Annotated in this window: 16 protein-coding genes and 2 pseudogenes; 15 read left to right on the plus strand and 3 right to left on the minus strand. The window is 39.5% G+C overall.

Features of this window, described 5'->3' with window-relative positions; all coding sequences use genetic code 11:
* The first annotated feature begins 215 nt into the window (after positions 1–215).
* From GSF01_RS24790 to GSF01_RS30480, 9 genes and pseudogenes are all read left to right on the plus strand, one after another.
* Entirely contained in the window at positions 216–689 is a 474-nt protein-coding gene (locus tag GSF01_RS24790) for a hypothetical protein (protein ID WP_159887960.1), read from the plus strand.
* Positions 690–698: 9 nt separating this feature from the next.
* Positions 699–1,775 carry a serine/threonine-protein kinase gene (locus GSF01_RS24795; RefSeq protein WP_159887961.1) on the plus strand — a complete coding sequence of 359 codons (1,077 nt, stop codon included), beginning with the start codon at positions 699–701 and terminating at the stop codon, positions 1,773–1,775.
* Positions 1,776–1,797: 22 nt separating this feature from the next.
* Complete coding sequence (locus GSF01_RS24800; protein WP_159887962.1) at positions 1,798–1,998, plus strand: hypothetical protein; 201 nt, start codon at positions 1,798–1,800, stop codon at positions 1,996–1,998.
* 201 nt (positions 1,999–2,199) lie between these two features.
* A complete protein-coding gene (gene hsdR / locus GSF01_RS24805; protein ID WP_159887963.1) occupies positions 2,200–4,566 on the plus strand; it encodes an EcoAI/FtnUII family type I restriction enzme subunit R in 2,367 nt (788 codons plus the stop codon).
* 24 nt (positions 4,567–4,590) lie between these two features.
* Positions 4,591–6,024 carry a type I restriction-modification system subunit M gene (locus GSF01_RS24810; protein ID WP_159887964.1) on the plus strand — a complete coding sequence of 478 codons (1,434 nt, stop codon included), beginning with the start codon at positions 4,591–4,593 and terminating at the stop codon, positions 6,022–6,024.
* A complete protein-coding gene (locus tag GSF01_RS24815) occupies positions 6,021–7,502 on the plus strand; it encodes a restriction endonuclease subunit S (RefSeq protein ID WP_159887965.1) in 1,482 nt (493 codons plus the stop codon). Before GSF01_RS24810 ends, GSF01_RS24815 begins: the two co-directional genes overlap by 4 nt.
* Entirely contained in the window at positions 7,499–8,269 is a 771-nt protein-coding gene (locus GSF01_RS24820) for an ImmA/IrrE family metallo-endopeptidase (protein WP_159887966.1), read from the plus strand. Before GSF01_RS24815 ends, GSF01_RS24820 begins: the two co-directional genes overlap by 4 nt.
* A 512-nt stretch (positions 8,270–8,781) precedes the next feature.
* Positions 8,782–8,871: pseudogene (locus GSF01_RS29895) on the plus strand (IS3 family transposase); the annotation flags it as partial.
* On the plus strand, positions 8,870–9,052 hold the full coding sequence (locus GSF01_RS30480) for a DUF433 domain-containing protein (protein WP_407945797.1): 183 nt from the start codon (positions 8,870–8,872) through the stop codon (positions 9,050–9,052). The pseudogene GSF01_RS29895 and the gene GSF01_RS30480, both read left to right, overlap by 2 nt.
* Positions 9,053–9,253: 201 nt before the next feature.
* Here GSF01_RS30480 and GSF01_RS24835 read toward each other — a convergent pair whose 3' ends face one another.
* Positions 9,254–9,622, minus strand: a complete 369-nt coding sequence (locus GSF01_RS24835; protein ID WP_159887969.1) for a helix-turn-helix domain-containing protein — start codon at positions 9,620–9,622, stop codon at positions 9,254–9,256.
* Positions 9,623–9,748: 126 nt separating this feature from the next.
* Between GSF01_RS24835 and GSF01_RS24840 the strand changes: the two genes are divergently transcribed.
* The 6 genes and pseudogenes from GSF01_RS24840 to GSF01_RS24865 all read left to right on the plus strand — a co-directional run bounded on the left by GSF01_RS24840 (position 9,749) and on the right by GSF01_RS24865 (position 14,461).
* The gene (locus GSF01_RS24840; protein ID WP_159887970.1) at positions 9,749–10,657 is read left to right on the plus strand and encodes a DUF6042 family protein; all 909 of its coding nucleotides are present in this window, start codon (positions 9,749–9,751) and stop codon (positions 10,655–10,657) included.
* 274 nt (positions 10,658–10,931) lie between these two features.
* Positions 10,932–11,483 (plus strand): annotated as a pseudogene (locus GSF01_RS24845) (RNA 2'-phosphotransferase); the annotation flags it as partial.
* 21 nt (positions 11,484–11,504) lie between these two features.
* Entirely contained in the window at positions 11,505–12,290 is a 786-nt protein-coding gene (locus GSF01_RS24850) for a TatD family hydrolase (protein ID WP_159888009.1), read from the plus strand.
* Positions 12,291–12,641: 351 nt separating this feature from the next.
* Positions 12,642–13,334, plus strand: a complete 693-nt coding sequence (locus GSF01_RS24855; RefSeq protein WP_159887971.1) for a hypothetical protein — start codon at positions 12,642–12,644, stop codon at positions 13,332–13,334.
* A gap of 12 nt (positions 13,335–13,346) precedes the next feature.
* The gene (locus GSF01_RS24860; protein ID WP_159887972.1) at positions 13,347–13,721 is read left to right on the plus strand and encodes a hypothetical protein; all 375 of its coding nucleotides are present in this window, start codon (positions 13,347–13,349) and stop codon (positions 13,719–13,721) included.
* Positions 13,718–14,461, plus strand: a complete 744-nt coding sequence (locus GSF01_RS24865; RefSeq protein WP_159887973.1) for a hypothetical protein — start codon at positions 13,718–13,720, stop codon at positions 14,459–14,461. Before GSF01_RS24860 ends, GSF01_RS24865 begins: the two co-directional genes overlap by 4 nt.
* Positions 14,462–14,538: 77 nt before the next feature.
* On the opposite strand, the gene GSF01_RS24870 is transcribed toward GSF01_RS24865, so the two are convergent.
* A complete protein-coding gene (locus GSF01_RS24870) occupies positions 14,539–15,330 on the minus strand; it encodes a hypothetical protein (protein WP_159887974.1) in 792 nt (263 codons plus the stop codon).
* 60 nt (positions 15,331–15,390) lie between these two features.
* Positions 15,391–15,918 carry a hypothetical protein gene (locus GSF01_RS24875; protein WP_159887975.1) on the minus strand — a complete coding sequence of 176 codons (528 nt, stop codon included), beginning with the start codon at positions 15,916–15,918 and terminating at the stop codon, positions 15,391–15,393.
* Positions 15,919–16,199: the final 281 nt, after the last annotated feature.

Raw genomic sequence — 16,199 nt, forward strand, 5'->3', positions numbered from 1 at the left:
ACATGTTTCGTCACTCCATCTGCAAGGTTTTTGAGCGTTTTGCCACGTTTTCCTTGCAGATATATTCGACGGAAATGCCCGGTAACCCTTGTGAAATATGGATTTATTCGCATTCAGCAAGCCCTAATATAGGAAATAATTCCTGCCTAAAAATTGTAATTTGTAAGACTCATTGATATCATACTTGTACAAATACTTAGAGGTAGGGGAGAATAATGGAGACAAAAGGGATCGGGATTCGAGTCACTCCTTCAGAAATTTTTTATACCGTAGTGGCGGAAAATGATAAGCAGGAAGGACATTATTTTAATGAGATTTTAATTGTACCTAAGGCTTTAGATATACCTCGCCAATTGTCTTTTATAAGAACTACACTGTTTTCTCTAATATGCGAACACAATATTACAGAAGCTGGCTTACGCACAGCAGAAGGAACAGCTCAGCAAGCTAACGTTTCACGTCTTAATATTGAAGGCGTCATACAGGAGCTATTCTCAAACAGCACTATTTCTAATTATTTTACAGGAACATTAACTTCAATGGCTTCCAGATTGGGCACAACCAATAAGAAACTAAAAGAATGCTGTGAAGGTACTAATGCTTTCGGCGTGGGCGATTGGAATCAGTTTCATAAGAATCATAGGGAAAGCTATATGGCGGCAATTGCTGCAATTCGTTGTAGAAAATAGGGGGAACTCATGTTTATATATAATGGGATTGAAGCGCATTTGTCACTGAATAAGTGGAAGTCTATCGGTGGAGAGGGTCGAAATTCAAAAGTACATATTGCACATGACCCACAGTTAAACGAAGCATTGGTGTTAAAGGAGATAACAAAGAAATCTCTTGATGATCAAAAGGTCACTGATTATTTCCTTGAGGCACAGATTTTGAATGAGGCTAACCACCCTCATATAATGCCGATCCGTTATGCAGCACAAGATAAGGATAATGTATATATTACGATGCCCTTTTATGAAAAGGGATCGGTAAATACATTAATGGAACATAAACCTTTGACAGTTAGAGAGATTATTAAATACTCTTTGGATTTCTTGAGTGGGCTATTATTCATACATGTAAAAGGAATGCTTCATCTTGACCTTAAACCAACAAATGTAATTGTTAATGATAATGATCGAGCTATACTGACTGATTTTGGTTTAGCAAGGTACTTAGATGAAAACGGATTTGCATCCCAAGAGTGGCAATATACACAACATAGATCACCTGAATCATATAATACAACTGATAAGACCGTTTTTGATGATGTTTATCAAGCTGGTTTAACGTTGTATAGAATGTGCAACGGTAATGAGGTATTTAAGAATCAGCATAAGATACTTGTGGAAGGCAATAATTTTGAAAGAGAAAAAATAATTGAAGCAATTCAAAAAGGCCTATTCCCCGATCGTAAGTTTTATCTGCCACATATACCAAAGAAATTACGGGGCATAATTAATAAGGCGATGCATAATGATCCAGATAAACGTTATAAAAGTGTTCTGGAAATAATAAATGCTTTAAGTAAGATTGACGAGAACCTTGATTGGGAGTACACTCGTAATAATGATGCGAACGAACATTCGTGGATTTTGGATAAAGAAAAATCTCAAATAACTATTTCCCTCGGAAAGACCAACGATGAGTGGAAAACTTCTGCCCTTAAATTAACTAAGGCAAGTGGAAGAACCACAAATATTAGCGGGATGAATGCGGTTTTCGGAAATGAGGAAGAAGCATTCAAGTTCTTAGAGGGAAACTTTAATCATTAAATTTATCGGGGGAGGCGAGATAATGTATAAAAAATCGAAGACGTTATCTAGGGAATGGCTTTCAAACCCTTATAGTGACCTCCCCCTGTTAAAGCGACTTGAGAAAAATGGTTCAGTTAATCTAATCCAGAACAATAAAGTAACTGATTTTGGAAACGGATATGATATGATTGAACCCATTAATTCCGAGAAACGCTTTAAAGGCAAAGATAAATCTATATAAAGATGGAATTGGATATTTGGAGCCCAAGCTAAAAACCAGCTTGGGCTTAGTTATTTTATGAGAACATATGCTTGCTGACATACTGATGTACTTAACAGCATGTATAATATTGGTAGGTGTATGTCGAATAAAGGGAATTCGAGTAAGGGTGTGGAATAAGTAAAAAGAACTATTTGATGTTTCTTAATCGGAGGGATTCAATTGAACAAAAAAGACCTCTCAGAACGCGACATATGCTCAAAGTATATTACACCGGCACTAGTTCAATCAGGATGGGATCTGCAGAAGCAGATTCGTGAAGAAGTAACTTTCACCGATGGACGAATTATTGTTCGTAAGAAAGTAGTTACTCGTGGCGAGAAGAAACGTGCGGACTATATCCTTTATTATAAAGCTAACATCCCGATTGCAATTATTGAAGCTAAGGATAATAAGCACTCCATTGGTGCGGGGATGCAACAAGCAGTGAACTATGGTGATATTCTGGACATCCCTTTTGTTTATGCTTCAAATGGAGATGGATTTCTCGAGCATGACAGGACAGCTACCTCAGGAAAAGTTGAGCGGGAGCTTTCGTTGACTCAGTTCCCATCTCCTGAAGATCTTTGGCAACGATATAAGATAGCCAAAGGAATTGGCACTCAGACTGAGGAAACGATTGTAGAGGATTACTATTTTACTCAGGATTCAAAGAGTCCACGTTATTATCAAAGGATCGCTATTAATAGAACAGTTGAAGCCATTGCTAAGGGACAAGATAGAATCCTTCTTGTCATGGCTACTGGAACGGGTAAAACTTATACTGCTTTTCAAATTATATATCGTTTATGGAAGTCCAAGTCGAAAAAGCGCATCTTATTTCTTGCTGATCGAAACATACTCGTTGATCAGACGATGACTAACGATTTTGCTCCGTTTGGCGATAAAATGACGAAGATTAAGAGTCGTAAGATCGATAAGGCTCACGAAATTTATCTAGCGCTTTATCAAGGAATATCTGGCTCAGAGGATTTTCAAAATGCATACAAAGAGTTCTCCAGAGACTTTTTTGATCTCATCATCATAGATGAGTGTCATCGAGGCAGCGCAAAAGAGGACTCTGCTTGGCGTGAAATTTTAGATTATTTCACTTCCGCTACACATGTAGGGTTAACTGCAACACCGAAGGAAACTAAGGAAGTTTCAAATTTGAGTTACTTTGGTGAGCCGCTTTATACTTACTCGTTAAAGCAAGGTATTGAAGATGGCTTCTTAGCTCCTTATAAAGTTATTCGAGTATTGCTCGATAAGGACGTCGAAGGCTTTCGACCTACCAAAGGGCAGCGAGATAAATATGGTTATGAGATCGAAGATCGCGAGTACAACATAAAGGATTATGATAAAAACTTGATCTTGGAGAAACGTACACAGACGGTTGCGAAAATGGTTTCAGACTACCTTAAAGCAAACCAGTCTCGAATGGCAAAGACGATCTTCTTCTGCGTGGATATTGATCATGCTGAACGTATGCGTCAGGCACTTGTCAATGAGAATGCTGACTTGGTCGCCAAGAATTCCAAGTATGTGATGCGTATAACAGGCGACAACGAAGAAGGCAAAGCCGAGTTGGATAATTTCATTGATCCTAACGAGTCTTACCCTGTTCTCGTTACTACAAGTAAGCTGATGACTACTGGTGTTGATGCGAAAACATGTCAGTATATCGTTTTGGATTCCAACATTAATAGCATGATTGAGTTCAAGCAGATTATTGGTCGCGGCACAAGAATTCGGGAAGACTTCGGAAAGCTGTACTTTACGATCATTGATTTTCGTAATGTGACTAAGCTCTTTGCCGATCCTGATTTCGACGGAGATCCAGTTGTTATCATTGATCAACCAGATGGCGACATTCCCCCAGAAGATACTGAAACTGGTGATGGGAATGAACCGACAGGTGATGATGGTATTGGTGGCGGTTCATATGATGATCCTCCAACTGATGGAGGGGATATTATTAACGATCCGCCTGCCAAATATTACGTTCATAATGTCGAAGTGAAAGTATTGAATCATCGTGTGTATTACTACGATAAAGATGGTAAACTTATCACCGAGTCGTTAATCGACTACACGAAGAAAAACGTAAAGAACGAATTCAAATCTCTTGATGATTTCCTTCAAAAGTGGAATACCGCTGACAAAAAGGAAGCAGTTTTACAAGAACTAGAGGCACAGGGCATATTGCTTGATGAACTAAAAGATGAAGTCGGTCAAGATCTCGATCCCTTCGATCTCATTTGTCATGTAGCCTTTGATCAGCCCCCTCTCACGCGCCGCGAGAGAGCAGATAATGTAAAGAAGCGTAATTATTTCGCAAAGTACAGTGATCAAGCGAGAATTGTTTTAGAAGCTCTGTTGGAGAAATACGCTGACGCAGGGATCGAAAATTTGGAGAGTATTGAAGTATTAAAGATTCCTGAGTTTCAGAGCTTCGGTTCTCCAATCGAAATCGTAAAACGATTCGGTGGGAAACAGGGTTATATGACAGCCATAAGGGAATTGGGCAAAGTAATTTATTCAGCATAGATACGATTTAGGAGGAACATGTAGATGTCAGTTTCTGCAATTATTAAATCTGTTCAAGATACTATGCGTAAAGATGCGGGTGTCGATGGGGACGCGCAACGTATATCCCAATTAGTTTGGATGGTGTTCTTAAAAGTATTTGACGCGAAGGAAGAAGAATGGGAATTGATGCGTGATGAGTATCGCGCTATTGTTCCCGAAGGATTACGTTGGCGCGATTGGGCAGCCAACGATGAAGGCATGACTGGCGATGAACTACTGGACTTCGTCAACAACAAACTGTTCAAAGAATTGAAAGAGATGGAATTAGACGAATATAGCGATCCCAAAGCTTTTATCGTTAAAGCTGTATTTGAGGATTCCTATAATTACATGAAATCCGGCACCTTGATGCGCCAAGTCATAAATAAGCTTAATGAGATTGATTTTACTACACAACAAGATCGTCATATGTTTAATGATATCTACGAAAATATATTAAGGGACTTGCAGAATGCGGGTAATGCTGGAGAGTATTATACCCCTCGTCCTGTAACACAGTTTGTTGTTGACATGGTTAATCCTCAGTTGGGTGAGAAGGTATTAGACTTTGCCTGTGGAACAGGCGGTTATCTGACTAGTACAATTGAACATTTTAAGAAAACCGGGCAAATCAGAAGCGTAGAGGATAATCAGATATTGCAGGATACAATTATGGGAATTGAGAAAAAACCGATGCCCCATATGCTGGCGGTAACAAATCTGATTCTGCACGACATTGATACTCCAAAGATAAAACATGACAATTCTCTTACTAAAAATGTTAGAGATTATCGTCCTATAGATCAAGTAGATGTAATTGTAACAAATCCACCTTTTGGTGGGATTGAAGAAGATGGGATTGACATCAATTTTCCTGAAAAGTTCCGCACTAAAGAAACTGCTGATTTGTTTATGGTACTTCTGATGTTTTTACTCAAAGATGGCGGTCGGGCTGGAATCGTTTTGCCGGATGGTTTCTTATTCGGAGAAGGCGTTAAAACATCAGTTAAGGAGAAATTGCTAGAAGAGTTTAACCTTCATACAATAGTCCGATTACCCAAAGGAGTGTTTGCTCCATATACAGACATAAATACTAACTTGTTGTTTTTTGAAAAGGGTAAACCCACAGACCAAGTGTGGTACTTTGAACATCCGCTTCCTATCGGATATAAGAATTACACAAAAACTAAGCCCATTCGATTGGAAGAGTTTGAAATCGAGAAAGAATGGTGGTTCGAACGCGTAGAAAATGAATATGCTTGGAAAGTAAGCATTGAAGAAATAAAAAAACGTAATTATAACTTGGATATAAAAAAACCTAATTCACAAAATGAAATGGCTCATAAGAGCACTCAGGAATTGTTAGAAGATCTAAAACTATCATTAGAGCGATCACAAGATATACTGCGTCAGATTCAAGGAGATTTATTATCATGAATATCGTAAGAATTGGCGATCTATTAACAAGACGTAAAGACGCAGTTGTTATTGAAGATGATGCTTATTATAGAAGAGTTACTATTAAAACAAAAAATCAAGGAATTTTATTAAGAGATATTGAGATAGGATCAAATATCGGAACTAAGAATCAGTTTATCCTAAAAAAGGGACAATTCTTGTTGTCTAAGATTGACGCTAGATACGGTGCGTTTGGTGTAGTACCAGATGAACTTGAAAACGCAATTATTACTGGAAATTTTTGGTCGTTCGATGTTGACACTACTCGATTAAACATTGAATGGTTTCATCTGTATACTTCTTCATCTCATTTTATTGAGATTTGTAACCAGTCAAGTTCGGGAACTACTAACAGACGATATCTTGATGAAGAAAAGTTTTTAAATTATGAAATCATTTTGCCGAATATCCTCGAGCAGAATAAAATGATCGAGTGGTATAAACTAACAAAAGGTAAATTTGTTGAGCTAGATGAAGAGGTTGAAACACAGTCCATTCTAGTTGGTAAATTACGGCAGTCTATTCTTCAAGAAGCTTTTCAAGGTGAACTTGTTCCACAAGACCAGATTGATGAACCTGCAAGGGTGTTGTTAGAAAAGATTAAGGCTGAGAAAGAGCAGTTGATTAAAGAAAAGAAAATTAAGAAAGAGAAGCCATTGCCCGAAATTACAGATCTAGAAATTCCTTATGAGTTACCACAAGGATGGAAATGGGTAAGGTTTGGGGAGATTTGTAAAAGTGTTGACTACGGAACTTCTACGAAAGCTTCATCTGAAAATATTGGGGTACCTGTCCTTAGGATGAATAACGTCATAAACGGAAAGATAGATTTTACAGACTTGAAATATGTGGAAGAAGGGATCAGCGACTTGCCAAGGTTATATTTAGAAGCGGGGGATCTGTTATTCAACCGAACTAATAGTTATGATTTAGTGGGTAAAACCGGAATATTTACAGACCCTTCCATGAAGTATACCTTTGCTTCATATTTGATCCGTTGTTCTATTTTCTTGAACTTTTTGAATGTCAAGTATGTTAATTATTACATGAATTCAACGATATTTAGAAAAACTCAGTTAGAACCACAAATAACACAACAAAACGGTCAAGCAAATTTTAATGGATCGAAACTAAAAGAGACTTTAGTTCCAATTCCACCCCTAAGAGAGCAAGTGCGAATTGTTCAAAAGGTTGACCAATTTATGGTGCTGTGCGATGAACTAAAGAAAACATTGCTACAGTCTAAGCGCAACAGTGAGGTGCTGTTACAATCAGTAATTCAGGATGCTTTTAACCAAATTAAAAAGGTTGATAATGTGGTCGAATTTACTTCAGCAAAGTCAAATGATTTTGAGGATTGGGAGATAGCTGCTCGTTCAGACGGTGAGATTGATTCTGAAACAAAGGTTAAGATTAAGAATAGAGTGACCGAATTACTCGGCAAATCGCAGCAATGATATCAGCTGAAAAAGCAAGACAGTTGCTTTGTGATTTCAATATTATAGCAACACCTGCTTTGAGTTTGGATAAAATATTTGAACATTATAATATCATTTATGATGAAATGGATTATGGTAATAAAAACTACATGGGGAGCTTAATTCGTGCCGAGGGAAGACAAATTATTCTCGTTAATACGGATATAAAGAATGTGGGGAGAATTAATTTCACAAAAGCACACGAACTCGGACATTTTAGTTTGAATCACAAAGGAGAGCAGTTTGAGTGTTCTCGAACTGATTTGATGGATAATACTAGAAAGCCACTTGAAATAGAGGCAAACCAATTTGCTAAAGAATTCCTTCTTCCTGAACAAATGGTCAAACCCATCTCTATTTCAGCATCATTCGATTTTGATACAATCAAAGCAATCAGTAATGAATATATGGTTTCCAAGCTTGTAGCTGTGTTTCGAATGCTCGATTTTCATTCGGGGAATTATGCTGTAATTGGTTCTAAAGATGGTTTAGTTGCACATCTTGGAATTTCAAAGAGTCTTATTGGAAAAATTAATTTCTTAAAATCAGGTGACTCTATTCGTAACAATTCGTTTGCTAAAGAATGTATGGTTTCAGACTTTCGAATGACTGGTTATGAATCTATTGATCCAAAAACTTGGGTTACAAGAAATAAGTCAGGCTCTGCGATTTCATTGAAAGAATATTCAAGAGCAGATAAGTCGTCGGGAAGTGCCTTGACTCTTCTCAAAGTGAGTTTCTTGTGATTCCATTTTATCAATGAGTGGTTATAGTGCCAACAGTCAAAGGATTTATGTTTTCTGCATTCCGGGTTGGCACTGAACTATCCATTGCCGTAAAGTTGCCGCAATAATTCGTGAGATAGTATGGTAAATAAAATTAATAGAATAAACAACATATACAAAATCCTTGAGCTCTCGTGAAATAAAGAGATTATAACAGAGCCCCAAAAATGAGGTAGCTTTCCGCATACGGTGCATGTGGAGTGTACAGTGTTGCTAAAATGGCGGGGCAGGAATAATCTTATGCCTCCATCTCGATACTTGGACTCAAGAATAAAAATGATAGGATGGCTTACCAATGTGGAAGATGCGGTAAGTATGGGAAAGAGTTTTGTTCCCATCACTTCATCAAGGCGGATTAATTGCTATCTAATGTGTTAATAGTTCTTAAGGAACTAACCGAAAAGGGTATCGATAAATCCAAATTGATCGAAGCTGCTAAAAAGAAGCAAGGAAACACGCGGCAACTCAGCGTGTTGAAGAAAGAACTCGTATATCTAGAAAAGTTTAAAACTCGAAAAGAAGCTACGGAACAAATTTTCGAGTATATTGCTTGCTTCTATAATGGGAAAAAGGATCCATTCCTCCATCGACTTTGGAAATTTGCAAAAGCTTAGGAGGAAACCATGTATAGGAGGGACTAAAATTTCAGTAACTTCTATTCTTGATTTTTTGAGGTCGGAGAAGCGGGTTTCAGAAATCGCTACCGTTTTGAATCAATATTCAGCGAAAATTCATGGTTCGTAGAATTATGTGCTTGATATTTTACAGTTGCAAATAGACGAACCTAACCTTACCGGACTGGATCTTGATGATATTGTAGAAACTCAGACTGGGGGGATCTACGTAATCCTTTCAGGGAAGAGCAGGTGGATCAAACAAGAAGTAAGTACATAAACAAGGGGAAGATAACGGCGTGATCTTCCTCTCTTATATTGAACTTAGGTCTTATTCCTTTTCCTGACGGTATCCTTCGATTGAGTTAAAAATATCCTTAGTTATACGATGAATCATTTTTATATCCTCGGTTTTCTTAGCTTTTAAAAACTGATAATGTACCTCAAGAATAGAACTTATCCCAAATTCGCATGAATTAATATCGACCTCACGAAAATCAAATAAATCCCCAGGCCTTATGTCAAGTGCGATCATAATCTTCTCCAACGAATCAAGGGATATATTTCTCTTACCTCTTTCAACATCCCCAAGATAAGAAGTCTGTAGTCCAGTTGTTTCACTAAGCTGTTGGAGGGTCATTCCTCTGGCATTACGTACATTACGTATTTTATCACCGATAATTTTTTTAAACTCACCCATTTGATCACTCCCATATTAAGAGTAGAGGATTAACTCTGGAAATTAAATAACACCATAAGTTTAATTCAGTTGTATTTAAAACTTTAAAGTGATAATATTTAGTTATTATTACCAGAGGTGATTTTATTGATACCCAAAGTAAGTAATGTGGACGCATTGATTTTGTCAAATAACAATGGACAAGCAACTTATAATTTCAAGAAGGTCATTTTTCATAAAGACGCACAGTTCCTTTTGCTCCATCAGGGAGAGAATTACAAAGTTTTAAAAACAAGATATGACGATGAACACCTGAAGCTTATCGATATAAGTAATGAAGAGTTTCAAGAATTGAGTGATCTTCGTTTACTCGACATGGACCGGCCTGAAAGAGACCACGAGTTAATTGATGAATACTCGGTAACAGGAATATCCTTTAATAAGCAGGGAAATGAAAGTGGTATGTTTGTTGAGTATAAATTTGCAAGCATAGAGAGACCTTTGGATATATATTACCGTACATTGTACAGACAGGAGCTGACCATGTCTTATTTTCAGAATGATACGAGCAATTTTATAACCGCTGGACAGATTACGGTCAAAACACTAGTGCGGTTGGGTCTAGTACCTGTTGGGCAATCTGTTATTCCAAATCAGTTTTATGAGAAGGGATGGGGAAGATGGCTTCCTATGCCGAATATCACTTTGCTACCTTACTTTAGCTACTGTATTGCCAGTGGCTTAAATAAAAGTGATATTATCCGCTACCTGAAGAAAAAAACAAAACCTAATACATTTATTAATTTTTCTATAAGACAACCATTGAATGGATCGGAAGCGGAGAAAGAGGAATACGAACTACTGTATGAGAGGGAAATTGAGGTTAGACGTAGATTAAAGCTCAATGGCTACGAGTACCCCACTAATACGATGGATGTCGTTAATCTCTATGTGAAGCTTGGGTTGGCGATTGAACTAAAAGATGAAGATTCAACGGTTATACTCGATTTAATTGTTTGGCCGCTTGCTCAAATTGATTCCATACTATCAATATAAAAACTGTAACAAATTATCAAGTAATAATGTAGGATTTGGATTAAATAAACAAATTTAGCTGCATTTGCTCTTTGAAGTTGCACAGGAGCGGGAGATCGATCCGCGTCTATAATCGTGATAGGGTGTCTGAATCATTCAGTGGATTCGGGCATCCTTTTTTTACATGGGAATCTCGGAATATTTGGGTCTAACCAAACATTCCCACCTCCCGAGCATTTGAAACGGTTATAATGCGATTAATGAATCAGAGCAACCAGGAAGAGATGTGTTAGTTATGATAAATCAAGCAAGCGAAAAAAGCTTAAGCAAATTGATGACGAAGATTCTTCGTCACACGCCCGAGGATTTCGGCGTTGTCTTAGATCCAGTGGATGGTTCGTGTCCGTTAAGCACTTTGTTGAGAGCTATACAGACCCAGCCAAAATGGGCGTGGGTGAAACAGGAAGATATCGAGCAGGTGGTCCGCAATTCGGATAAGCAGCGTTTTGAAATCGAAGGCGGCCGTATAAGAGCAAGGTACGGCCACAGCCATGATAAAGTTCAGTATGCTCCGGCTGATCCACCGGGCATTCTCTACCATGGTACGAACAAGAAAGCTCTCCCATCGATCTTGAAGGAGGGCCTAAGTCCGATGAGTCGGCAGTATGTTCATTTGTCGGAGGGCACTCATTTTGCAACGCTCGCGGGAAGCCGTAGAGGAGAGCTAGTGATTCTTAAGGTCGATACGATAAGTGCGAAGCAACTCGGAGTCAATTTCTATTACGCGGGTAACGAAGTATGGTTAGCTGAGCGTGTGCCGCCCGAAAGCTGCTCGGTGATGGAGACAAAGGAAAGGGCCACTCGAATCATGAATCATCCAATCGTTGATATCGGCGTCAATCTGATGCATCGTTCCTTTCACCAAGATCGTGAGCAGGTCGTCGAAAGAGCTATTGCAAACCATGTTACACCCCTTATCCTAACAGGTACGAGTCTGAGGAACAGTATAGAAGCGGCCCGCTACTCCGGACGTTACGTGGGGAAGTTGTATGCTACTGCGGGAGTACATCCCCATGATACCAAGAGCTGCAATGAAGAGACGATCACGAAGTTAAAGGAATTAGCGGCATTGCCACAGGTGGTAGCCATCGGGGAATGCGGCCTAGACTATAACCGGGATTTCTCGCCGCGGGACGTTCAGCGTAAATGGTTCACCGAGCAAATTCGTTTGGCGCTTGAGTTAAACATGCCGCTATTTCTACATGAGCGGGAGGCATTTTCAGATTTTATTGCGATTCTTAAGGAACATTCGGTTCAAAAAGCGGTGATCCATTGTTTTACAGGGACTCAGTCTGAGCTAAAGACATACCTTGAAAGGGGCTTCTACATCGGGATTACCGGCTGGATTTGCGATGAACGAAGAGGTAAGCATCTGAGGGACCTTGTACGAATGATTCCGCCCAATCGGCTTATGATCGAGACGGACGCACCGTTCTTGACTCCAAGGGACTTAAAGGAAAAGCCAACGGATGGACGGAATGAGCCTGCATTCCTGCCGCATATCCTGCAAACTGTAGCAGGATGTATCGGGAGACCTGCAGAAGAGGTCGCTAAGGCAACGACGGAGACAGCGGCGGAGTTTTTCGGTATTTGATCCGAAGGGATATAGTAACGGTTGGCAGCAACAATCACCTATAATAGCTTAAGCGCCGGGCTTCCCTGACCGACGCTTAGGCTTATTTTCTTCTATAGAACTTTTCCCAATCTTTAATAACTTCTGCCTGAGTCAATGCTGGGTCCCTCAGCCAATTTAACAGACAGTTCATCTGGAAACGTACGGAATCACTAGATGGCGATGTAAAGGGGATTCGACAATCTTACATTGGTTAAGAATGAATTAAATTGAAATTCTAATTGATTCTAATTAATTATAAAATTAATTGTTGAATCTTAATAATTCTTATGTTATATTAATCTCATAAGAACACATAAGGAGTGAATAGAATTGGTAAGAACAACAAAAGAATGGTGGTTCTATTTCAATTTAAGATTGAAGTCTCCAAGTGAGCTGGCTCAGGAGAAAGGAATCGAGAGCAAAATCAAGGATGCTTATGAAGCTGCAAAGGTCTTTAATGCAAAATTTAAAGGAATTAAATCGGTTACGGTGCTGGATGCACAAGATAAAACGAGGCTGGATGTGATCATGCATTTCAAAAAGCAATGCCCGGAAAGAGTTACAGCCAAAGAATTGAGAAGCTTCAGCCAATATCTTATTAATGAAAAGGGGTGGAGAGTTTTTTCAACTGAGGAATCGAAGCTCTTTGTCCCCATGCGTATCGTCCAGATGAAATGGTGGGAAGCGCAGTTAGCGGTTGAAGGGGAATGCGGTCATCAGTACGATGATCCGGAAAGTAATGAATGGGGTGATGCTTATTTTCCGGATTGGGCACATTCCGATTACGGTATTGACATTGTGGATGATGAAGCGGATGCTGGCGACGAAAGTATTCTGGAAGGTGATCTGAAGACGATCTCTACGGATGATATAGATGATATGACGGATGAGCAAATGTTGGCTGTATTGAAAAGCATATTAATGACGAAAAATCTTGGTCCGGAGAAAGCAAGTGCATCTAAACAGAGGGTTATTGAGGAAATCAAAAATCTAATTTATCCTTGGGCTATTTATGGAGAATAGGAGAAGAGACCTATGGCCGCACTTGCAGAGTTGAATGAATTGAAAGGCGCAAAAGCGCAGCTTGAGGCGATACGATTCGCAAATCCGGCTTTTTATATCGAGCTAATGATGCTTTTCCAGATGACGGGCAGGATGAATATAAAGAACGGTTATGTTTGCCAAATGATCATGGATGTAGAAATTGATGACCGATACATGGGTAATCTTCACAATAAACATGCCATTGACCAAGCGGTCTGGAGAATTAGGACCGGCTATCCGGTGGAATATATTCAATTCCGCTCGTTTCTCAGGGGAAATAAAATGATTGGTTATAACAATATTGTGAGCATGTTGTTAGGCGATACCCCGCAAGCAATTAAAGGAAATGGGAGGGCAAACGTGTGAGTACAAGGTTAGTTGTTTTACGCTATTTATCATCCATCATGCAACCGAGACAACTACATACGAAAGAGATGCTGGAGCGATACATGGGTATGAATCGGATCGAGCCAATCACGCCTACTGTAAAGACACGCAAGGTTATGGATGCAGAGGTCAGTCAGCATGCTGCAGACCGTTGGAACGAAAGAGTAGGACCGATTGTGACGAAAAGTGAATTGGTCGGGATCATCGGTTATCTGATGAATCAACCAGAACGAATCGAGTTTCTTTCATCCACTGTAGGTCTTATGGATAGAGATATCATTTTCACCTATGAGAGAATGGGACACGTTATTATGATTTCAACATTCTATGGACGTTTGAGCGAACAACCGATCTTGAATAACTTTGCAGCATTCAGACATTTTAACAGGTATGAAAGGCAGCGTGTTGACCTGGGAATTACAAAGGACCGACTTCAAGCTCAAATGCTCCCGCCTATTCCGCGGCAGACGATGCTGTGCAAGGGGAGAAGGAATCACTATCGCCTTGAGGAATACATGGTCTCTGAGGGAAGCTACATAACGATTGAAATCCGAGATGGCCTGTCGGGTAGAAGAAGAAGGTGGGGCTTTCTTGTGGATGAACAACCTCATGGGGTCTTAATGAATAAGAGCATTCAACGGGCATTATGCATGATGGGATTCGGGAAATGGGTCAACAAGTATGCTCATCTTTCATGGATGCCCGAGGTGGCGGGGTAATGCTGGCCAGTTTTACTGTCCTCAATTGCTCTCCGAAATGAAAACGGCCGCCGAGACTTACTCGGGCAGCCAAGATTCTATTCGAACGTGGATATAGGCTGATTGTTAAATTCGCATTCCAATGTATGAAGCAAATGCAGCATTTCCAGATGGGCATCAATTTGTGCCATCGTGTTCTGTGCATCGGCCAATTGATAAGTAAGTTCATTAAAAATACTCGTTTGAAGTTGAGTTTCTGTAAGTTCGATTATATTTAATTGTTTTTCGAGGTTTTCTGTTACAGGCTCTTCCGATATTCCGGCTGCCTTTGCTTTTGGTATTTCTTTTGATGATGCTTTCCATGTCGATTTTTGAATTTCTTCTTTTACGAATTGCCTCGCTATCCTGATTTCGCGTTGAACATGCTGCTCCGAGCTTTGAATTTCACTTTGTATATCTTGCTTGATTTTGTCATTTGTATTTTGAAAAAATTCCTGAAGCTTTCTTTGCTGCGAATTCACGAAATCTTTTATCCAATCTTGCATTTTTTCATTAGCTTTGTGTAGGTTGATTTGATTTTCTTTTTGAATATGAACAAATCCTGATTGAATTTCGCCTTTTAGTTTTTCAAAATCGTTGTGGTATTGCCTTGCGAACTTTCTTTGGTTTTCATTCATTTCATGTTGAAGCAAGTTGACGGAAGCTTCTTTATTTTGTTTGTATGCTTCAAATTCAAGAGCAGCCTCGATATCCGTTTGTGCTTGCAATCGGTTTCTTAACGGCGATGGAGCTTGGTTGGGGACGGCGGCGTTTTTATTAGAAAAGGATCCTCGAAAAACGAATCCGGTTGCTAATACCACTAAGATCAAGGTTAGGATGGTTATGAGCATTTTCCATTCCCCTTTCTAAAAAAAGGGGCTACGTAACGGTACGCAACCCCGCTTGTATGTTTATTGAATCGTGGTCTGATCCATACTTTTTTGGTTCATCTGGCTTTGATTCATGCTGCTCTGGTTCATGTTGCTTTGGTTCATATTTTGGAAACCGGAGCTTTGTTGCGTCATTTGATTGGCTTGATGTTGGGATTGCTGGATGAGCTGCTGCATTTGGCTTAACATTTGAAAGGATTGAACGGTTTGATTCGCTTGATTCAGCGTTTGGTTCGCTTGTTGGATAGACTGTTGAAGCTGCTGTATGGATTGTTTCTGTTGGTTTTGAATTTCAGTGCTGAATTGGTTCATTTGGCTGATTAATTGATTGAGCTGTTGTTGATTCTTGCTTGTCGATCCCGACGAAGCTGAGCTAGAGCTTTGATTAGACGAGAGCTGAGCTTGAGACAAAATTTGTTGCATTTGTCTAAGCTGAGTCTCTAATGGAGACAGCTCATTCGCTACTTCCGTTTTTACCGTTTCCGCGATTTCTGCCGCCATTCCCGCTTGAGCCGCGGCTTTTAATACTTCATCTTTTTTGGAAGTCATTTTTGTTGTTTCCTCCTAAGTTGATTTGTGATTACTTACACGCAACACGCAATGTAGTATGTGTTTGGGAACGATTTTTATCCTTATACCCGGGGCATTTCGAATTCGCCGTAAGACTGGTTAAACGCGTTAGCTCTCATGCTATTCGCGGGGCTGGCTATAGCAGGGGACTTGCTGGGATCCATTATGGCTATGAGGGAATACCTGAGCGATATTCGGATGTGATCCTTATGAAGAATAAGCTTGATACGTTGTCAGAACAGATTATAGAGTTGTGTAAC

Source organism: Paenibacillus puerhi, from assembly GCF_009846885.1.
GTDB classification, from domain to species: domain Bacteria; phylum Bacillota; class Bacilli; order Paenibacillales; family NBRC-103111; genus Paenibacillus_G; species Paenibacillus_G puerhi.